Here is a 19,920-nt window from a genome sequence, read left to right as displayed (position 1 = left end):
GTGGTGCGGAGAGGACCGCTGACCGATGGCCGTCGTCGTTGTCACGGACTCCTCGGCCAGCCTGCCTGCCGACCTCACCGCCGATCTCGGCATTCACGCGGTGCCCCTGCACGTTCTCGTCGACGACCGCGAGATCCGCGAGGGCGTCGACCCCTGCGATATCGACTACGGCTCGTCGACGGTCACCACCTCCTCCGCCTCGCCGGGTGATCTGCGCGCCGCCTACGAGCGTGCGCTGGAGCTGAGCGATGGCGACGGCGTTGTCGCCGTGCACATCTCGCGCCAGTTGTCCGGCACGTGGGAAGCGGGCCGTCAGGCGGTCCGGGATATGGATGCCGCCGACAAGGTCCGTCTCGTCGATTCGCTGAGCGCCGGTCTCGGCACCGGACTGCCGGTCCTGGCCGCCGCCCGCCGCGCCCGCACCGGCGCTGCCTTGGACGTCGTGTACGACACCGCCGTAGCCGCGGCTACCCGCGGCCGCGCGTTCATCGTCGTCAATCGCACCGAACAGCTCCGCCGTGGCGGCAGGCTCAGTACCGCCGCCGCCTTCTTCGGCACCGAACTGGTCACCAAGCCCATCCTCCAAATCGTCGACGGCCGACTGGAACTCCGCGAAAAGGCCCGCACCCGCTCCAAGGCGTTCACCAAGCTCGTCGCGGCCGCCGTGGATGCCGCCGGTGAGGACGGCGCGGCGGTGGCCGTCCAGCATCTCGGCTCCGAAGAAGCCGCCAACACCATCGCGAGCCAGCTCCGCGACCTCATTCCGGGCATCCGCGAACTCATCGTCGCTGAATTCGGCCCCACCCTGGGCGTCCACCTCGGCATGGGAGCCGTTGGCGCGCTGGTGGTTCCCGGCGGCTGCGGCTAGACCGCCGCTCCGGCTCGCGCGATCGCCTCGCGCACCGCCGGGGCGATCTCCTGACCCCAGCGACCGAGCGACGCGCGGTCCTGCGCGCCGCCGCCGGGGGAGAACAGGATGAAACCCGAAGCGCCATGGTCCAGTACGGCGCCGGTCAATTCCTCGATCCACTGCTCGACGGAACCGCCGATCCACCGCCCGGTTTCGTCACGAGTCGCGGCCAGCGGCCGGTCGGTGATCTTGCCCGGGAAGTTGAAGATGGTGCGGACCGCGCCGGGATCACGGCCCACGGCGGCCGCGGCCTCGTCGATGATCGGGCGCGACATCCGGTAGCGGTCGCTGAGCCAGTCGGCGGCATGGTGGGTGCCGAAGCCGAAGACCACGTCTGGAGTGGACACGATCGTGCCTTTCATCCGAGGAGATTTAGTTCGTGGTACGAACTGTATAGTTCGTACCACGAACTTTCAACCCTTGACTTCCGATTCCATGAATACGGCCGGGGCCTGGTTCTCCTGCACGATCCGGCCCAGCAGCGCGGCCAGGGTGCCGCGCTCGGCGGCGCTGAGCCCGGCCGAGAGCGCCTCGATCCGGCGGCAGGTCTCGGCATAGAACTCCTCGGCGAGCGCACGCCCCTTCGGTGTCAGCGCGACGCGCACCGCACGGGCGTCGCCCGGGTCGGATTCGCGATGTACCAGGCCGTTTCGCTCGGTGCGATCGATCATTCCGGTCAGGCTCGACTTCGCGAGATTCAGCATCGCCCCGAGCTCGCCCATCCCGTACGGCTGAGCCATCAGCACGCAGAGCAGCTGCCCCTGCTGCTGTGTGAGCCCGTATTCGCGCCCCGATTCGACATACACGGCATTCACCAGAAAAGCCGACCGAACCAGCCCGCCGACAACGCCGATCCGGTCTTCATCCTTAGCCATCGGCCCAGCCTACATCCAGTTCGTGACACGAACTATCCGGTTGAACGGCTGGATTTTCACAACCACTCGCGCTATCCACAGACTTTCCGAAACCCCAGGTCGCCGCCCGGGGCCGAGCACGCCCATCGCCCTACCGTCGCCCCATGCCACGAATCGATGAACGCACCCGGGCCCGCCGCAGACTCGACGACCTCACCGACCCGAAACGCGCCTACGGCCCGAGAGAATTCACCCCGAGCCCGCCCCACCCGCCGCGCTGGGACGACGAATCCGTGGATCAGGCCACCTGGCACGAGCGGCTGGTACCGGATCGATTCCGCGGCACCCGCTGGGATCCCGGCCCACGCGGCGCGGTGATCCTCGCTGTCATAGCAGCGCTGGCCGTCCTCCTGACCGCCATCGTCTCCGTGCGGGAAAAGCCGGTGGTGCACGCGGTTCCGCCCATCGCACCGGCCGGCGCGACCACATCGGCGGCTCCGGCTCCCGGCGCAGCCCCGCCCAGCACAACGCCCGATGCCCGTCCATCGGCCACGGGCGAGGTGGTGGTCAGCGTCGTGGGCCTGGTGGAATTCGGCGGCCTCCGCCGCTTCCCGCCCGGCGCCCGCGTAGCCGACGCCGTGAAAGCCGCGGTCCCCCACCCGGAAGCCGACCTGTCCGGCCTCAACCTCGCCCAGCAACTGTGCGACGGCGACCAAATCGTCATAGGCAAGACCGGCCCCCGCCCCCAACAAGTAGGCAGCACCGTAGTCAATGCCGCCCTCACCGCCCCCGCCCAGAAGCCGCCCGGCACTCCCCGCCCCTCCGGTTCGCCGGCCACCAAGGTCAACCTGAACACCGCCACCGAATCCGACCTCGAGGCCCTCCCCGGCGTAGGCCCCGTCACCGCCCGCGCCATAGTCGCCTGGCGCACCAAGAACGGAAAGTTCACCGCCATAGAACAACTCACCGAAATCGAAGGCATCGGCCCCGCCCGCCTCACCCGCCTCCGCGAGGTGGTGACGATATGAACGCCGAGAACGCCGCACCGCGCGATACCGAGACCCGAGCCGCACACCGACGCGCCACGAACGTCCGCCGAATCAAGGAGCACGAAGGCGCCGGCTGGAGACTCTTTGACGCCCGGGAGGTCTTGGGCGCGCCCTTGGTCTTGGTTTCGGCGGCGCGGGCCTGGCTGCGCTGGGCGGTGTGGCGATGAGCGGGGTCGATGGCCGGGGTGGCGATGGCGAGCGTGGGTTGATCGAGTTCGAGGAGGTGTTGGATGCGCGGTTGGTGCCGGCGGCGGTGTGTTGTTGGGGCGCAACGATTGTGGCTGTGGTTGCGGGGTGGCGGGCCGGGGTTTGGGTGGCGGTGGGGTGTGGGGTGGTGGCTATCGGGTTGTGGTGGTGGGGGATTCGGCGGAGCGAGAATCGGCGGGGCGAGAACCGGCGGAGGGGACTGGTTCTCGTGCTGTTGGCGGCGGTGGTGGCCGGTGCGGGGTATGGGGTGGCGGGGGCTTGGCGGGAGTATCGGGTGCAGGCGCATCCGCTGCGGTCGGCGGTGGGGGAGGAGGTGTGGGTGACCGTGGTGGCGGCGGACGATCCGAAAGAGCTGTCGGCCAGGTGGTTCGGGGGTCGGAAGTTATTGATGGAGGGGAAGCTGGTCGAGTTCCGGCGGGGTGCGGAACAGGTGCGAGGCGGGGGAGGGGTGGTGGTGCTGGCGTCGAAGAACGGCTGGCGGGATCTGGTGCCGGGACAGGAGGTGGTGTTCCGGGCCCGGGTCGATCGGCCGTGGGGATCCGATCTGACCGTGGCGGTACTGCGGGCGGAAGGGCCGCCCACGCGATCGGGACTGCCGCCCTGGTGGCAGCGCGCGGCGGGAGAGGTGCGCGGGGATTTCGCGGACGCCGCGGGGAGAGCATTGTCCGCCGAAGCGGCGGGGCTGCTTCCGGGCCTGGTCCTCGGTGATACGTCGCGGCTCGCGGAGCAGGTGCGCAAGGACTTCCGGGAAACCGGTTTGGCGCACCTGACCGCTGTCAGCGGTGCCAACATCACCATCTTGCTAGGCGCGGTGCTGCTTTCGATGCGTGCTTTGACAGTGGATCCACGCGTCGGGGCGGTAGCGGCCGCAGTCGCATTGCTGATGTTCGTGGTGCTGGCGCGTCCTTCACCGAGCGTGCTGCGCGCCGCCGTAATGGGTGCGATCGCCCTACTGGCATTGGTCACCAGCCGCCGCAACCAGGCACTACCCGCATTGTGCGCGGCGGTGATCGGACTGATCGGCTGGTCGCCGGGCCTGGCGGTCGACATCGGGTTCGCACTATCGGTACTGGCCACCGCAGGGCTGGTGCTGCTCGCCCCCGGATGGTCGGAATGGCTTCGGGCACACGGGTGCTGGCGAGCCATGGCGGATGCGGTCGCCATCTCGGCCGCGGCCTTCGTGGTCACCACGCCGATCGTCATCGCGCTGACCGGCCGCTTGAGCTTGGTCGCCATTGCGGCCAATGTGCTCGTCGCTCCGGTGATCGCGCCGATCACCGTGCTGGGTGCGATCGGAGCGGCCCTGTCGCCGGTATGGCCGTCCCTGGCGGAACTGGTGCTGCACTGTACCGCCCCGCCGCTGTGGTGGCTGCTGACGGTGTCCGAGCGCGCCGCCGCGCTCGGAGCTTCCGTCACGCTGCCCACCGGCATCCGGTCCGGGCTGGTGGCCGCGGTCTCCTGCACGGTGGTGTTGCTCGCCCTCGAATTCCGTTGGGCGCGAACGACAGGAGGTGATCGCTAGCGGAGGAGGAGATCTACTACGCCGGTGGTCGATTCCTTGCCGCCGCCCTCTGCGACCCGGCGGTTCATCAGCGCCATGAAGGGGGTGAGGAGTTCGGGGCTGACGCCCTGTTCGGCGGCGGTGCGGAGCAGGGTTCCGTTGGTGGTGGCCATCATCGACAGGTTCGATTCGACGCCTTCGGTGTAGTCGCCGCCGGCCAGTTGGGCGGCGGTGCCGTAGGCGTAGGCGGCCATGGCCTGCTGGTAGCCGACCAGCAGGGGCGCGAACTCCACCGGGTCGATGTTCTCCTTGGCGATCAAGGCGAAAGCGTGTGCGGCGCCGGCGAACATGCCCCACATTCCGCTGAGCAGTGCGATGTCGTAGAGGGCGGCGAAACCCGGGTCGGCGCCGACGTAGGTGACGGCGGCGGGGACGGACAGGGCCGCGGCGTGCGTCTCGTGGGCCTCGGGGGAGCCGCTGTAGAAGACGTACGCGCCGGAGTCGGGGACGCCGATCATGGAGGGGACGGCCATGATTCCGCCGTCCAGGAAACGGCCGCCGCGTGCGGTGATCCACTCGGAGAGCGCACGGGCTTCGGCGGGCGTGCTGGTGGTGAGGTTGACGATGTCGCGGCCGGTGAGATCGATGCCGCCGAGGGTGGCGCGCACCGAGGCGTCATCGAGCAGGCACACCACGATGAGCGAGTTGGCGGAGACGGCGGCGGCCGCCGTGGCGGTGGGCGTCGCGCCCTTGGGAACCGTTCGGGCGCTTCGGTTCCAGACGGTGACGGCGTATCCGGCGGTGAGCCACGAGCGGATCAGGGCCGAGCCCATATCGCCGAGGCCGAGGACGGTGAGTGAGGTGTTCGAGTGAACCGGCATGAGCGCTACTCTGGGCCTCGCATCCGGGGCGCTCAAGTACGCACATGGAAGTGGGTACGCACCTCCGGGTAAGAAAACAGGCAGCGGAAAGGGGCACGTGGTGCCGATCACACGCAGACCGGGCGCCTATACCTGCGGGCTCGACGCCACTCTTTCGGTCCTGAACGGCAAGTGGAAGATGATGATCCTCTGGCCGCTGAGCGAACGCCCGCACCGCTTCGGGGAACTGCGCCGCCAGGTCCCGGGCGTCTCCGAGAAGGTGCTCACCACCCAGCTCCGCGAACTCGAGGCCGACGGCATCGTGCACCGCGAGGTCTACGACGAGCTGATCCCGCGCGTCGAGTACTCGCTGACTCCGCTGGGCGAACTGCTCAACAATGCCCTGCTTCCCCTGGAAGCCTGGGGCCGCGAACATCTCATGGGCGAACCCGCGCCCTCGCACAGCCGCTAGGCGATCCGGATCCGGCGAGCCCGTGATCCCGGCGGCCGGGTGTCGGAGGCGGCTCGTAGGATCGCTGTGTGAGCCAACGACCCGCGCCCCTGCATCTCGTGCTCGGTGAAGAGGAATTGCTGATCGAGCGGGCGGTTTCGGCGATTACCGCCCAGGCTCGGGCCGCCACCCCGGAACCGGACTCGATGCCGGTGGACCGGCTGCGGGCCGGCGATGCGAGCACGGCGGAACTGGCCGAGTTGCTCAGCCCCTCCCTGTTCGCCGAGGACCGGGTGATCGTGCTGGAGTCCGCCGCCGAGGCCGGCAAGGACGCGGTGTCGGTGATCCAGGATGCCGCCGCGTCGCCGCCCGAAGGCGTGGTGCTGGTGGTGCTGCACACCGGCGGCGGACGGGCCAAGGCGCTGGCGCCGGCCCTGCAGAAGCTGGGCGCGGTCGTGCACAACTGCGCCAAGGTCAGCAAGGCCGGTGAGCGAGTGGAGTTCGTGCGCAACGAATTCCGCGCACAGAATGTCCGGGTTTCCGCCGATGTGGTGCAGGCGCTGATCGAGGCGATCGGCTCGGATCTGCGGGAATTGGCCGCCGCCAGTTCGCAATTGGTCGCCGATACCGGCGGCAAGGTCGATCTCGCGGCGGTGCACCGGTACTACTCGGGCAAGGCCGAGGTCTCCGGCTTCGATGTGGCCGATCTGGCGGTCTCCGGCGATCGCCCGGCGGCCATGGAGGCGCTGCGCTGGGCCACCGATCGCGGCGTGCCCGCCGTGCTGCTGGCGGACGCGCTCGCCGATTCGGTGCACACCATTGCCCGCGTCGGATCGGCCGGCCGGGGCGACCCGTTCAAGATGGCCGGCGATCTCGGCATGCCGCCCTGGAAGGTGAAGAAGGCGCAAGGCCAATCACGGGGCTGGACGGCCGCGACCATCGGTCAGGCGCTGCAGGTGGTGGCCGCCCTCAACGCGGACGTCAAGGGCGGTGCGGCCGATACCAATTACGCGCTCGAGAATGCGCTCTCGCGCATTCTCGACCTGCGCGAGTCGGCCTGACCTACGGCGACCAGGTGAGCTTGCCGCCCTGGAAGTCCTGGGCCTTCCCGCCGTTGTAGTCGTATTCATCGCTGGTGGGGAAGCCGTAGCGGCCGTTCTCCGCACCATTGCGCACCCACTCGTCGCGGATGGAACCCCAGATGACATGGGTGCCGGTCTTCTGCGTGGAGTAGATGGCGCCACCCTCGAACAGTCCGTAGAGACCGTTCTCCGTGGAGGTCTTGGCGACATCGGTGATGGGGAAGCCCAGCGGGCTGTTCTCCCAGCCGACCTGCCCGTACTTCTGCAGGATCACGCCGGTCAGCGCGTGCGCCGCGGTGCCCAGCGACCAGTAGACCGCACCACCCTGGAAGGTCTGGAACCGGCCGGGTTTGGCGGTCGCGCCCTCATCCGCGGTCGGGTACTTCAGCGTCCCGGACTCCGAGCCGAGAGCGTTCCACTTGTCGCGGATGGCGCCGCCGACGGCATGCGCATCCGTGGCCGGCGTCCAGTAGATGGAGATGTTGTTGGCGAAGTCCTGCTTCTTACCCCCGCCCGCCGCGTCCAGCTCCGGCCCCACCGGATCGCCGAATACGCCCGGCCCGCCGGACCGGTCGTACGCGACCTCGATGGCCCCGCCCACCTCGAACGGCCCGATCGGCCGAGCGCCCGCGGCACCGACCCCCGCGCTCAGCACGACAGCGACGGCGCCGGCCGCCAGCGCGGCCCGACCCCAGGACGAATTCTTACGAAGCAAGACAACTCCCAACACAGGTGTTTACAGATTGCCCCCGACGTTTCGCAGCCATGCTCCCCCGCCTCCCCGCGACTTCAGCGCCCGGCCCGGGTGCCGTTCGCCGTTGTGCACGCGTGCCGGCGGTTGGGAGCCGAACCGATCTCGGGCGTACCCCAGGAGTTACCCGGACCCTCACGAAATCAGTTGTCGCCTCGGCTACGCCAAAAGCCGCCGTGGTCGTCGTGGCCACGGCGGCTATTCTAAGCATGTTTTCCGGTACGAGTACCGGGTAGATCAGCCGAGCTTGTTGAAAGCCAGCGACAGCGCCGACTTCTTGTTGGCGGCCTGGTTGGCGTGGATGACGCCCTTCGAGGCAGCCTTGTCCAGGCTCTTGCTCGCGTCGCGCATCAGCTCGGCCGCCTTGTCCTTCTCGCCCGCCGCGGCGGCCTCGCGGAACTTGCGGATCGAGGTGCGCAGCGCGGACTTGACCGACTGGTTGCGCTGACGCGCAAGCTCGTTGGTGCGGATCCGCTTCATCTGGGACTTGATGTTGGCCACGCCTGTTTCCTCGTGTTCCTTCGCTTGGTGGTTTAACCGGCTGAAAAGTCTTTGAGTGCACGCTACGAAGAGGGCGTAGCGCCGCACCGACGATCGAGGTTACCAGGCAACACGCCACGGCATGAAATCGGCCCCATCCGCGATGGGGCCGCAACCAGAAATTTATCCCGGTCCAACACCGTGTTGCCCCTGCGTGATGGACCATTTTTGCATGACTCCCGCCGCCGCGCAGGGTCCACCCAGGACAGTGAAGCCGGCTGCGGCCGTTCCACCCCCGATCGGCCGCACCGAGCTCGACGATGCGGCGATCGGGGTCTTCGCGGGATACCGGCCGGGCCGCTACGACCGGGCCTATGACGAGATGTTCGACTCCTCCGGCAAACCGCGCCCCGCCTACCGGGGCATTCACGCCGCCCTGTGCACCATCGACGCCGCGGATCTGGCGGCCCGCGCCGAGGCGCTCGACCGCGCCTTCGTGGATCAGGGCATCACCTTCTCCCTGTCCGGCCAGGAGCGGCCCTTCCCGCTGGATCTGGTGCCGCGGGTGATCGCCGCCACCGAATGGACCAAACTCGAGCGCGGCATCAAGCAGCGGGTGCGGGCCCTCGAGGCCTTCCTCGCCGATGTGTACGGCGAGCAGACCATCCTGCGCGACCGGGTCATCCCCAAACGGCTCGTCACCTCCTGCGCGCATTTCCACCGCGAGGCCGCCGGCCTGTTCCCGCCCAATGGCGTGCGCATCCACGTCGCCGGCATCGACCTGATTCGCGACGAGCACGGCGACTTCCGGGTGCTGGAGGACAATCTGCGCTCCCCGTCCGGGGTGTCGTATGTGATGGAGAACCGCCGCACCATGGCCCGCGTCTTCCCGGACCTGTTCGCCTCGCACCGGGTGCGCGCCGTCGGCGACTATCCGGCCCATCTGCTGCGCGCCCTGCGCTGCGCCGCCGCGCCGAACGAGGCCGACCCGACGGTGGTCGTGCTGACCCCGGGCGTCTACAACTCCGCCTACTTCGAGCATTCGCTGCTGGCCCGGCAGATGGGCGTGGAACTGGTCGAGGGCCGCGACCTGTTCTGCCGCGACAATGTCGTCTACATGCGCACCACCGCCGGCGAGCGGCAGGTCGACGTCATCTACCGCCGCATCGACGACACCTTCCTCGACCCCATGCAGTTCCGGCCCGACTCCATGCTGGGCGTGGCCGGAATCCTGAACGCCGCCCGCGCGGGCACCGTGGTGCTGGCCAATGCCGTCGGCAACGGCGTCGGCGACGACAAGCTCGTCTACACCTATGTGCCCGCTTTCATCGAGTACTACCTCAGCGAGAAACCCGTGCTGCCCAATGTCGATTCGTATCGCTGCTGGGAGCCCGGCGAGCGCGACGAGGTGCTGGACCGGGTGGCGGAATTGGTGGTGAAACCCGTGGAGGGCTCGGGCGGCTACGGCATCGTCATCGGCCCCGACGCCACGGCGAAGGAACTCGAGGCGGTGCGCCGCAAGGTGCGCGCCGATCCGCGCGGCTGGATCGCCCAGCCGGTGGTGCAGCTGTCCACGGTGCCGAGCAAGATCGGCGGCCGGCTCTCCCCGCGGCATGTGGACCTGCGTCCCTTCGCGGTCAACGACGGCGACGACATCTGGGTGCTGCCCGGCGGATTGACGCGGGTGGCGCTGCCGGACGGTTCCCTGGTGGTGAACTCCAGTCAGGGCGGCGGCAGCAAGGACACCTGGGTGCTGGCCCCGCGAACTTCTGTGGAGCAGCGCGAACTGGCGGGCGAGCAGCTGGTGAGCGAACTGCACATCACCCGGGATCGCGATCAGTCCCGGGAGCCCTCACCGACGCGGGCGAGCCAACAGCAACAGTGACGACAGATAGGGCGCAGCATCATGTTGGCGCGCAATGCCGAATCCCTCTTCTGGATCGGCCGCTATATCGAACGCGCCGAGTACACGGCACGCATTCTCGATGTCGCGGTGCATCAACTGCTCGAGGACGCGACCGTCGATCCGGACAGAACCTCGCGGGTCCTGCTCAAGGTCCTCGGCATCGAGCCGCCCGCGGCGGAGCTCGACGTGTGGTCGGTGACCGAGCTGGTGGCCTTCGGCCGCGAACACGGCGGATCCATTGTCGATTCCATCAGCCGGGCGCGGGAAAACGCCAGGGGCGCACGAGAAGTCACCTCCACCGAAATGTGGGAATGCCTCAATGCGACCTTCAACGGGCTCGCCGCCGCCGAACGCGCCGCCCGCGCGCTGGGCCCGCACGAGTTCTGCCACTACATCACCGACCGCGCCGCCATGTTCGCCGGACTCTCCGATTCCACCCTCAGCCGTGACGACGGCTACCGGTTCCTGCTGCTGGGCAGATCCATCGAACGCGTGGATATGACCGTGCGCCTGCTGCTCTCGCGGGCGGGGGATCTCGCCTCGTCCCCGGCCTGGGTGACGGTGCTGCGTTCGGCCGGGGCGCACGACCCGTATCTGCGCACCCACCGCGGCGTCCTGGACGCCAATCAGATCGCCGAATTCATTCTGCTGGACCGCCTTTTCCCGCGCTCGGTCTTCCATTCCCTGCGCGTGGCCGAAACCTGCCTGCAGGAACTGGATCAACGCCCCAACAGCCGCTTCGCCGCCCGCCACGAAGCGCATCGGCTACTCGGCCGGGCCCGCAGCGAATTGGAGTTCCTGCCCTCGCTGGTGCTGCTGGAGGACCTGCCCAGCCGCCTGCTCTGGTTGCAGGAGACCTGCCGCGAGGTCGGGGAAGCCGTGGCGCTGCAGTACTTCCACGCCGAATCCTGGGTGGCCTGGACGGGTCTGCACGGGCGCAACAACTTCCAGGTGCAGGAGCAGGCATGAGCTGGCGGATGCGGGTGGTGCACACCACCGGATATGTGTACGACGCGCCGGTCACCCGGTCGTTCAACGAGGCGCGGCTGAGCCCGCGCGCCGACAGCCGGCAGAACGTCATCCTCAGCCGGGTCGACACCGTGCCCTCGACCCGCTCCTACCGCTACACCGACTATTGGGGCACCACCGTCACCGCCTTCGACCTGCACGCCCCGCACACCGAATTGGAGGTCACCAGCGCCTCGGTGGTGGAGACCGAACCGTTCGCCGGCCCGCCCGAGGAGCTGTCCTGGGAGGAACTGCGCGAGGACGCCGTCGCCGACCGCTTCGACGAACTGCTCACCCCCACCGCCCAGGTGCCGCGTGAACGCCGCCTGTCACCCATCGCCCGTCAGCTCGCCCGCGGCGTGCCGCCCGCCAAAGCCGTTGTGCGCGTGGCGGAATGGGTGCACCGCGAAATGAACTACTCGGCCGGCGCCACCTCGGTGCACACCTCCGCGGTGGAGGCCTTCGCCGAACGCCGAGGCGTATGCCAGGACTACGCGCACCTGACCCTGCTGCTGTTGCGCGGCATGGGGATTCCCAGCCGCTACGTCTCCGGCTATCTGCATCCCGATCCGGCCGCCGAGGTCGGCCGCACCGTGGCCGGGCAGATGCACGCCTGGGTGGAGGCATGGACGGGTCAATGGTGGGGCTACGACCCGACCAACAACATTCCGGTGACCGAACAACACGTTTCCGTTGGGGTGGGCCGTGATTACGCGGATGTGCCGCCTCTGAAAGGTATCTTCAGCGGAAGCGGCTCGACCGATCTCGAAGTGGTGGTGGAGATCACTCGACTCGCATGATGCGTGATTCGGCAGGACACAGGTGCTCTCCGCTATACGGCGGGACCAACCGGGAAGGTGGCTGATGTCTCCAACAGCGCAGGAAGTAGTCGAAGAATTATCGGAGCTGGAACCGATTTCGCTGGGCCGGAAGCTGTTCGCCGAAGGTTTCGGCACCTTCGTGCTGGTCTTCGGCGGTGTGGGCACCGCGGTGCTGGCCGGTGACAAGGTGGGCGCCCTCGGCATCGCCCTGGCCTTCGGCTTCACCCTGTTGTTCCTGGTCTACGCCATAGGGCCGATCTCGGGATGCCATGTGAATCCGGCGGTCACCGTCGGGCAGTTCCTGCTCGGCCGCATCTCGGCCGCGCATGCCGGCGCCTACGCCCTGGCTCAGATTGTCGGCGGCCTGCTCAGCGGCGTGGCCATTTACGCCATCGCCCAGAACCTGCCCTCCTACAACCGGGCTCGCGACGGCCTCGGCGCCAATGGCTGGGGCGCGCACAGCCCCGCGAAGATCGAACTCGGCGGCATCACCGTCAACGGCTACGGCCTGGCCGCCGCCATCACCGTCGAGGTCATGCTCACCGCGCTGCTGGTCTTCGTGGTCCTGGCCTCCACCGACCAGCTCTCCGACGTCCCCCTGGCGGGCCTGTCCATCGGCATCACCCTCGCGGTGATCCACCTGATCTCGATCCCCGTCGACAACACCTCGGTGAACCCGGCCCGCAGTATCGCCGTCGCCTTCTTCCAGGACGGCGCCCCCGCCCAGCTGTGGGTGTTCGTCGTCTTCCCGCTGATCGGCGGTGTGCTCGGCAGCCTGCTCTACGGTCTCATGTTCGGCCGTTCGCGGAATATGGCGAGCTGACGGCTCTTTGAGAACCCCAGGCCCCGTTTCCTGCGGAAACGGGGCCTGGGGTTTCAGGAAGTAAGCGGCGGGGGCACTTTCGTTCAGTACCAGTGGTATTCGGCGCACAATCGATGCGCGACGAGGTCGAACGTCTTGCGCGGGACGATCGCGCCCTCGCGGCGGATTCCCGCCTCCGGCACATCGAGCACCCGGTCCAGGCGCACCCAGCTGGGGCGGCCCGCGTGATCCCAGGGGCCGTCGCCGATGCCCACCCAGTTCGAGTGGTGCGCGTGGTCGGCATTGGAGGAGAGCATCAGGCCGAGGAGAGTATTGCGTTCGCGGCCGACCACCAGGACGGGGCGGTCCTTGCCATTGTCCGGGTCCTCCTCGTAAGGGACCCAGGTCCAGACGATTTCGCCGGGATCGGCGCGGCCGTCCAATTGCGGGCTGTAGACGATCTGGCGGGCGCGGTCCCGGGACGGCACCCCCGCCGACGAGGTCGGCCGCACCGAGACCCCCGGTCCCGCCTTCGGCGTCGTCACCGCCTTCATCGCCCGATCCCACATCGACGACTTCTGCATCCGCCCGATCAACTTCGGGGCCTGCTGTCGGACGAGCTGGGAACCCTGCTCCTTAGCCACGATTCCCAACTGCTTCCCCAGAGCATTCCATCTGCCGGCCATGGTCGGCAGCCTAGCGGCGGTTCGCCGGTACGCGCACCGTAGACTTCGGGGTTGACATGCCGCTGTTTCGCCATGCCGAGGAGTGACTCCGATTAGCAGCTTCGCCGATACGACGTTCACCGATCCGTCCCGGATCAGGAACTTCTGCATCATCGCCCACATCGACCACGGGAAATCCACCCTGGCCGATCGCATGTTGCAACTCACCGGTGTGGTCGAGGAGCGCGCCATGCGGGCCCAGTACCTGGACCGCATGGATATCGAGCGCGAACGCGGTATCACCATCAAGGCGCAGAACGTGCGCCTGCCCTGGCAGGTCGACGGTGAGGACTACGTCCTGCACCTCATCGACACCCCCGGCCACGTGGACTTCACCTATGAGGTGTCCCGCGCGCTGGAGGCGTGTGAGGGTGCGATCCTGCTGGTGGACGCCGCCCAGGGCATCGAGGCGCAGACCCTCGCCAATCTCTATCTGGCGATGGACAAGGACCTCACCATCATCCCGGTGCTGAACAAGATCGACCTGCCGGCCGCCGACCCGGATCGCTACGCCGCCGAGCTCGCCCACATCGTGGGTTGCGAGCCCGAGGACGTGCTGCGGGTGTCCGGCAAGACCGGCGTCGGCGTGCCCGAACTGCTCAACGAGGCGGTGCGCCAGGTGCCGCCGCCGGTCGGCGAGGCCGACGCGCCCGCCCGCGCCATGATCTTCGATTCGGTCTACGACACCTATCGCGGCGTCGTCACCTATGTGCGTGTGGTGGACGGCAAGCTCACCCCGCGCCAGAAGATCAAGATGATGTCCACCGGCGCCACCCACGAACTGCTGGAGATCGGCATCGTCTCGCCCGAGCCCAAGCCCACCCAAGGGCTCGGCGTCGGCGAGGTGGGCTACCTCATCACCGGTGTGAAGGACGTGCGCCAGTCCAAGGTCGGCGACACCATCACCTTCGCGCGCGACGGCGCGAAGGAGGCGCTCACCGGTTACCGCGAGCCGCGGCCGATGGTCTACTCCGGTCTGTACCCGCTCGACGGCTCCGACTACCCGGACCTGCGGGACGCGCTGGACAAGTTGCAGCTCAACGACGCCGCGCTCACCTATGTGCCGGAAACCTCCGTGGCCCTGGGCTTCGGCTTCCGCTGCGGCTTCCTGGGCCTGCTGCACATGGAGATCACCCGCGAGCGCCTGCAGCGCGAATTCGGCCTCGACCTGATTTCGACAGCGCCCAACGTGATCTACCGCGTGGTCATGGAGGACGGGACCGAGCACGTCGTCACCAACCCGTCGTTCTGGCCGGAAGGCAAGGTGCGGGAGATCTACGAGCCGATCACCAAGTGCACGGTCATCGCGCCGTCGGAGTTCATCGGCACCATCATGGAGCTGTGCCAGTCCCGTCGCGGCGAGCTGCTCGGCATGGACTACCTGTCCGAGACCCGCGTGGAGATGCGGTACACGCTGCCCATGGCGGAGATCATCTTCGACTTCTTCGACTCGCTGAAGTCGCGCACCCGCGGCTACGCCTCGCTCGACTATGAGGAGGCCGGCGAACAGCAGGCCGCGCTGGTGAAGGTGGACATCCTGCTGCAGGGTGAGGCCGTGGACGCGTTCTCGGCCATCGTGCACAAGGACGCCGCGCAGGCCTACGGGCACAAGATGACCACCAAGCTGCGCGAGCTCATCCCGCGCCAGCAGTTCGAGGTGCCGATCCAGGCGGCCATCGGATCCAAGGTGATCGCGCGCGAGAACATTCGCGCCATCCGCAAGGACGTGCTCGCCAAGTGCTACGGCGGCGACATCTCGCGGAAGCGGAAGCTGCTGGAGAAGCAGAAGGAAGGCAAGAAGCGGATGAAGACCATCGGCCGCGTCGACGTGCCGCAGGAAGCCTTCGTGGCGGCGCTGTCGACAGAGTCGACGGCCGACAAGCCGAAGAAGTAGCTCTTCGATTCCCGTGCCCCGCTGCCTGACGGCAGCGGGGCACTGTGGTGTGGGGTTGGAGGCTGTGTCGGCGGCGGGGCACGTGCTTCTCTGGGGCTTGCTGTCCCGGGTTTGGGAGGCTGGGCCGCGGGGCATTGTTGTGAAAGCCAATCGCGGGGTAGGTTCTGCCGGACGATCTTCGACAGGGGAGTCCGGTGGGCATCTCAGCTGCGCCGGGTTCGTTACGCAGCGGAAAACTGGGGCTTCCGTACAGATATGCAGGGTGACAAGCTATGTCTCACACCGCTGCGCACACCGTCTCCGACCTGGTGGATGTGACAGACCGGATATCCGGAAATAGGGTGTGAACGAGTTTTGAAACGGCGGCCCGTCACGGCGGATCGCGCTTCACCTGAGAGCGGAGCCTGTATGACACGTGATCTGCCCTTCGATGATGCATCCGGTGCGGACGACGACTACGCGGGCGACACCGCGTACCGCATTGCCACCGGGGTCTCGCGGGTGACCAGGGCAGGCGCGTACGTCACCGGAGGCGCGCTCATCGCGGCCGGCGGCAACCAGGCCGACAGCGGCGCGCCGATCAATCACGACAGCCGCAATGTCGGCTGGTCCCAGGTGAACGATCCCAAGCCCGACGAGCCCAGCCCGACCCTGACCTTCCCCGACCTCACCGAGGACGCGCTGCCCTACACCGGCGGCGTCTCGCCGGTCGCCGACCCCTTCGACAACGGCCAGTACGGCACCGACGCCGGACTCTTCCCCGGCCATTTCGGCGGTCAGGGCGATGCGACCATGGCCGGTTTCGGCGGCCTCGGCCTGCCCGAGTCCGGTACGCCCGCCTTCGGACTGGGCTACGGCGACGACTCGCACAATGCCCTCGGCATGCCGCTGGAGAGCTCGCAATCTTCCGAATCCGCGCTCGGGCTGCCGCTCGGCAATCCGCAGTCGGCGCTGTTCGACGACGACCAGGGCGGATTCCTCGGCGGCCTGCAGAACATGCAGGGCCTCAAACTGCCCGGCACCGAGGGACTGCACCTGCCCGGCATGAACAGCGGCGGGTACGCCCCGCCCGGATCCGGGTTCGAGAACCCTTCGCACACAGGGCCTTTCGACGGCATCGGTGAAGGCTTCGGCGCCTTCGTCAAGACCAGCTGGGAAGTCGACGCGCATGCCGGCCTGGACGGCGTGTGGGTCCGCTCGGAACTGAACGTGGACATCGGTGTCGGCAATATCGGCAACCAGTTCCACGAATTCGGGCGGGATCTGAGCGACGGCATCGCCCATGCGCCGGGTTACAAGCCCGGCGTCGAGGCGGCCGATCAGCCCGGTTCCTCGTTCCTGGGCGGACTGCGCGGCCTCGATGAGCCGAATGCGGCCGCGAATGCTCCCGGCCACCAGGCTGATCCGCAGAACGGTGGTGCGCCCGCTCCCGTCGGCGGCGCACCGAACGGCGGTGCGGCGGCACCCGCGAACGGCCTGCCCAATGGCGCCACCGGTCCGGGGATCGGTGCGACCGCTCCCGGTGCGGGCGCGCATGCTCCCGGTGCGCACGGACCGGGCCTGAACGCTCCCGGCGCGGCCGGCCCGAGCGCCGGCGCCCCCGGATTGGGTGCTCCCGCGGCACCTTCCGCTCCGGCGGCCGGTATCGGTGCGCCCGCCCCCGGCCCGGCGGGCCCCATCGGCCCGGTCGCGCCCGCGGCTCCGGCGGCTGTCGCTCCGGTCGCCCCCGCCCCGGCCGCTCCGGTTGCCGTCGCGCCGGTCGCCCCGGTTGCTGTCGCTCCGGTCGCTCCCATCGCCGTTGCTCCGGTTGCCCCGGTGGCCGTGGCCCCGGTCGTCCCCGTGGCCGCCGCGCCCGCTCCGGTCGTTCCGGTCGCCGTCGCGCAGCCGGTGGTGACCACCCCGCTGCAGACCACCATTCAGCCCGATGCCGCCTCGCAGCCGATCGCGAATCTGCTTGCCGCTCCGGCCGTCTCGCCGCTGACCGCGCCCGCCGCCACCGCTCCGGCCCTGCTGGACCTGCGGCAGCCGACGGTCGTCGCGGAGCACCCGGACAAGCCGGCCACCATGATCGCCCAGCCGCTCACCACCGCGCCCGGCACGTCCGCGCCGCAGATCAGCATCCCCTCGACGGCGGATTCGCCGTCGCTGCTGACCACCGCGCCGACCGTGCCGACCACCAAGGTGCCCGGCGTGACCGATCCGGCCACGACCAAGCTGCCCGGCCTCACCACCGCGCCCGCGGTCACCACGGCGCCGGGCGCGACCACCGCACCGGGCCACACCACCGCTCCCGGGGGCACCACCGGTCCGGGCAACACCACCGCACCGGTGGTCACCAACCCGACCACCGGTACGGACCCGGACGGCGGCCTCACCACGCAGCCCAGCGTCCCGACCGATGACGTGGACGTCCCGTCGGTGACGGTGCCGAGCGACGACAACGATTCGATTCCGACGCACCAGCCGACGGTGAGCAATCCGCCGACGACGGTCTCGGTGCCGACCGTCGAGCCGACGGTGCCGACCGGTGATTCGCATCCGACCCTGGACACGCCGCCCACCATCGATACCCACCCCACCATCGATGTGCCGGATCCGACCATCGCGACCATGCCGCCGCTGACCACCAAGCCGATGCCGGATATGCCCAAGCCGGTGAAACCCATTGCGGACGTCTCGGATTCGGGCCACCACGCGCTGTCGATCGCCGATACGACACCGCTCTACCAGGTGCACGACGCGGCGCTGACGTCGAATCTCATGCCCGACGCCACCTTTATCGAGACGCACCACCCGGTAGTCGACGTGCACGACGTCACGCTGCTGTGAGCGGCGCTGAACGCGTTGCCGTCGTGAAGAACCCGGATGCGATGGGGCCCCTGCTCGAGCTGCTCGACGAGCTGCTCGGGCACACCCATGCCGCGGGCCGCGCCGATCTGACCTCGCGGCTCGGGCTCGCCCGCGCCCGCATCGCCGATCCCCGGGTGCGCCTGGTCGTGGTGGGCGAATCCAAGAGCGGCATGAGCACACTCGTCAACAGCCTGGTCGGAGCGCCGGTCAGCGCCACCGACAGTGCGATCAGCGTGCCGGTCATCGCCGAGTACGGGGAGCAACCCACCGCCACCCTGGTGAAGGTGGGCGACGGCGGTCGCACCGACCGCGAGCAGGTCGATCCGCAGACCGTCGCCGAGGCCCTGAACGCCGATGTCATCCGGGCCGAGTTCACCCAGCCCAGCCCGCTGCTGGCCGAGGGTTTCGTGATGCTGGACGCGCCCGGCTCACCGGCCGACACCCCGGCCACCTGGTCGCTCATCGCCGCGGCCGACGCCGTCCTCTATGTCGCCGACGCGAGCGCGCCGTTCACGCCCGAGCAGATCGCGCAGCTGCAGCGCATCCAGCAGGTGTGCCCGACGGTCATCTGCGTGCTCAACAAGATCGACCAGTATCCGCAGTGGCCGCAGGTCCAACAGCGCGACCGCGAACTGCTCGACGACGCCGGTCTGGCCTTCGCCGTGGCCCCCGCCTCCGCGCTGCTGCACGATCAGGCCGCCGGCAATCCGCGCTCGGATCTGGAATCCGGTGTGCCGCAACTGCTCGAGCACCTACGCGGGTATGTGCTGGGCCGGGCCGACGCGGTGGCGGCCGAGGCCGCCGTGGGCGATATCCGCCTCATTACCGACCATCTCGCCCTGGCCTTGCGCACCGAGGCCGAAACCCTGCGCGATCCGCGCCGCTACTCCGTCATCACCGAACAGCTCCGCCGCACCCGCGAGGAAGCCGAACAGCTCCGCCAGCGCACCGCCAACTGGCAGGTGACCCTGGCCGACGGCGCGGCCGAGCTGATGGCCGATACCGAACACGATCTGCGCCACCGCCTGCGCAGCCTGGTCCGCGATGCCGAGGCCGGCATCATGAAGGGCGATCCGGCCAAGCGCTGGCGGGAATTCGGAGCCGACCTGGACGCCCGGATCTGCGAGGCCGTCGAGGAGAACTTCGTCATCGCCCACTACCGCTCGGTGGAACTGTCCGAACAGGTGGCGGCAAAATTCCCCGACAGCGGCATCCCGACTCCCGATCTGCGCCTGGACAATCCGGGCGAGGTGGGTGCGGTCCTGGAACCGGTGGCCGACCTCGATGCGCTCGTCACCGGGAAACCCGCTGTCACCGAACAGTTCCTGAGCTCGCTGCGCGGCTCCTACGCCGGCGTCCTCATGGTCGGCATGGCCACCAGCCTGCTCGGCATGCCCCTGGTGAACTGGTACTCCGCCGGCGCCGGCGTGCTGCTGGGCTCGCATGCGTTCTGGGAGGACCGCAAGGGCCGCAAACAGCGCCGCCAGGCCGAGGCCAAGCTCGCGGTCGCCCGCCTCATGGACGATGTGATCTTCCAGGTGTCCAAGGAATCCCGCTACCGCCTGCGCGCCGTGCAGCGCAGCCTGCGCGACCACTTCACCGAGATCGCCAATGAGACACTGCGTTCGGTGGACGCCTCGCTGCGCGCCGCCGAGGAGGCCGCGGCCGTGCACTCCGGTCAGCGCCGCGAATATCGCCTCACCGAGATCGAGACCTCGCTGGTGCGCCTGCGCGATCTGCGGGAACGCGCCGACGCCCTCAGCGAATAG

The 19,920-nt window shown here is 68.7% G+C and carries 19 protein-coding genes; 13 read left to right on the top strand and 6 right to left on the bottom strand.

Annotated elements, in window-relative coordinates; translation table 11 throughout:
* Window positions 1-25 precede the first annotated feature (25 nt).
* A complete protein-coding gene (locus ACFVIV_RS24300; RefSeq protein WP_379199934.1) occupies window positions 26-868 on the top strand; it encodes a DegV family protein in 843 nt (280 codons plus the stop codon).
* Here ACFVIV_RS24300 and ACFVIV_RS24295 read toward each other — a convergent pair.
* Window positions 865-1,257, bottom strand: a complete 393-nt coding sequence (locus ACFVIV_RS24295) for a hypothetical protein (protein WP_379199932.1) — start codon at window positions 1,255-1,257, stop codon at window positions 865-867. The two genes, ACFVIV_RS24300 and ACFVIV_RS24295, sit on opposite strands and share 4 nt — an antisense overlap.
* Before the next feature lie 66 nt (window positions 1,258-1,323).
* Entirely contained in the window at window positions 1,324-1,785 is a 462-nt protein-coding gene (locus ACFVIV_RS24290) for a MarR family winged helix-turn-helix transcriptional regulator (protein WP_379199930.1), read from the bottom strand.
* Window positions 1,786-1,928: 143 nt separating this feature from the next.
* On the opposite strand from ACFVIV_RS24290, the gene ACFVIV_RS24285 reads away from it, so the two are divergent.
* Genes ACFVIV_RS24285 through ACFVIV_RS24275 form a run of 3 tightly spaced genes read left to right on the top strand, consistent with a single transcriptional unit; the run spans window position 1,929 to window position 4,542 of the window.
* Entirely contained in the window at window positions 1,929-2,792 is an 864-nt protein-coding gene (locus ACFVIV_RS24285; RefSeq protein WP_379199929.1) for a ComEA family DNA-binding protein, read from the top strand.
* Window positions 2,789-2,980 (top strand): hypothetical protein, encoded by a 192-nt coding sequence (locus tag ACFVIV_RS24280; RefSeq protein WP_379199927.1) that lies wholly within the window; start codon window positions 2,789-2,791, stop codon window positions 2,978-2,980. The genes ACFVIV_RS24285 and ACFVIV_RS24280 overlap by 4 nt, the downstream gene beginning before the upstream one ends.
* Window positions 2,981-3,036: 56 nt before the next feature.
* Entirely contained in the window at window positions 3,037-4,542 is a 1,506-nt protein-coding gene (locus tag ACFVIV_RS24275; protein ID WP_379200029.1) for a ComEC/Rec2 family competence protein, read from the top strand.
* Here the strand turns inward: ACFVIV_RS24275 and ACFVIV_RS24270 are convergent.
* Window positions 4,539-5,402 carry an NAD(P)-dependent oxidoreductase gene (locus ACFVIV_RS24270; RefSeq protein ID WP_379199925.1) on the bottom strand — a complete coding sequence of 288 codons (864 nt, stop codon included), beginning with the start codon at window positions 5,400-5,402 and terminating at the stop codon, window positions 4,539-4,541. The two genes, ACFVIV_RS24275 and ACFVIV_RS24270, sit on opposite strands and share 4 nt — an antisense overlap.
* 100 nt (window positions 5,403-5,502) lie before the next feature.
* Between ACFVIV_RS24270 and ACFVIV_RS24265 the strand changes: the two genes are divergently transcribed.
* Both ACFVIV_RS24265 and holA read left to right on the top strand, forming a co-directional pair.
* Window positions 5,503-5,853 (top strand): winged helix-turn-helix transcriptional regulator, encoded by a 351-nt coding sequence (locus ACFVIV_RS24265; protein WP_379199923.1) that lies wholly within the window; start codon window positions 5,503-5,505, stop codon window positions 5,851-5,853.
* A gap of 68 nt (window positions 5,854-5,921) precedes the next feature.
* Entirely contained in the window at window positions 5,922-6,893 is a 972-nt protein-coding gene (holA, locus tag ACFVIV_RS24260) for a DNA polymerase III subunit delta (protein ID WP_379199922.1), read from the top strand.
* Between the two features lies 1 nt (window position 6,894).
* Here holA and ACFVIV_RS24255 read toward each other — a convergent pair whose 3' ends face one another.
* Entirely contained in the window at window positions 6,895-7,629 is a 735-nt protein-coding gene (locus tag ACFVIV_RS24255; RefSeq protein ID WP_379199920.1) for an LGFP repeat-containing protein, read from the bottom strand.
* A gap of 273 nt (window positions 7,630-7,902) precedes the next feature.
* The gene (rpsT, locus tag ACFVIV_RS24250; protein WP_379199918.1) at window positions 7,903-8,166 is read right to left on the bottom strand and encodes a 30S ribosomal protein S20; all 264 of its coding nucleotides are present in this window, start codon (window positions 8,164-8,166) and stop codon (window positions 7,903-7,905) included.
* A 211-nt stretch (window positions 8,167-8,377) separates the two neighbouring features.
* On the opposite strand from rpsT, the gene ACFVIV_RS24245 reads away from it, so the two are divergent.
* From ACFVIV_RS24245 to ACFVIV_RS24230, 4 genes are all read left to right on the top strand, one after another.
* Window positions 8,378-10,030, top strand: a complete 1,653-nt coding sequence (locus tag ACFVIV_RS24245; RefSeq protein WP_379199916.1) for a circularly permuted type 2 ATP-grasp protein — start codon at window positions 8,378-8,380, stop codon at window positions 10,028-10,030.
* Between the two features lie 21 nt (window positions 10,031-10,051).
* Entirely contained in the window at window positions 10,052-11,020 is a 969-nt protein-coding gene (locus ACFVIV_RS24240) for an alpha-E domain-containing protein (RefSeq protein ID WP_379199914.1), read from the top strand.
* On the top strand, window positions 11,017-11,859 hold the full coding sequence (locus ACFVIV_RS24235) for a transglutaminase domain-containing protein (RefSeq protein WP_379199912.1): 843 nt from the start codon (window positions 11,017-11,019) through the stop codon (window positions 11,857-11,859). Before ACFVIV_RS24240 ends, ACFVIV_RS24235 begins: the two co-directional genes overlap by 4 nt.
* 64 nt (window positions 11,860-11,923) lie before the next feature.
* Window positions 11,924-12,703 carry an aquaporin gene (locus ACFVIV_RS24230; protein WP_379199910.1) on the top strand — a complete coding sequence of 260 codons (780 nt, stop codon included), beginning with the start codon at window positions 11,924-11,926 and terminating at the stop codon, window positions 12,701-12,703.
* Window positions 12,704-12,786: 83 nt separating this feature from the next.
* Here ACFVIV_RS24230 and ACFVIV_RS24225 read toward each other — a convergent pair whose 3' ends face one another.
* Window positions 12,787-13,368 carry a type II toxin-antitoxin system PemK/MazF family toxin gene (locus tag ACFVIV_RS24225; protein WP_379199908.1) on the bottom strand — a complete coding sequence of 194 codons (582 nt, stop codon included), beginning with the start codon at window positions 13,366-13,368 and terminating at the stop codon, window positions 12,787-12,789.
* 82 nt (window positions 13,369-13,450) lie between these two features.
* Here ACFVIV_RS24225 and lepA point away from each other — a divergent pair, with 82 nt between their 5' ends.
* The 3 genes from lepA to ACFVIV_RS24210 all read left to right on the top strand — a co-directional run bounded on the left by lepA (window position 13,451) and on the right by ACFVIV_RS24210 (window position 19,920).
* Entirely contained in the window at window positions 13,451-15,301 is a 1,851-nt protein-coding gene (lepA, locus tag ACFVIV_RS24220; protein WP_379199906.1) for a translation elongation factor 4, read from the top strand.
* Window positions 15,302-15,709: 408 nt separating this feature from the next.
* Window positions 15,710-18,130, top strand: a complete 2,421-nt coding sequence (locus ACFVIV_RS24215) for a hypothetical protein (RefSeq protein WP_379199904.1) — start codon at window positions 15,710-15,712, stop codon at window positions 18,128-18,130.
* Window positions 18,127-19,920 carry a dynamin family protein gene (locus tag ACFVIV_RS24210; RefSeq protein ID WP_379199902.1) on the top strand — a complete coding sequence of 598 codons (1,794 nt, stop codon included), beginning with the start codon at window positions 18,127-18,129 and terminating at the stop codon, window positions 19,918-19,920. The genes ACFVIV_RS24215 and ACFVIV_RS24210 overlap by 4 nt, the downstream gene beginning before the upstream one ends.

This window comes from Nocardia sp. NPDC127526, from assembly GCF_042672265.1.
Lineage (GTDB): Bacteria > Actinomycetota > Actinomycetes > Mycobacteriales > Mycobacteriaceae > Nocardia.
Note: the sequence above shows the minus strand (reverse complement) of the source record. Positions and strands in the feature narration are given on the sequence as shown.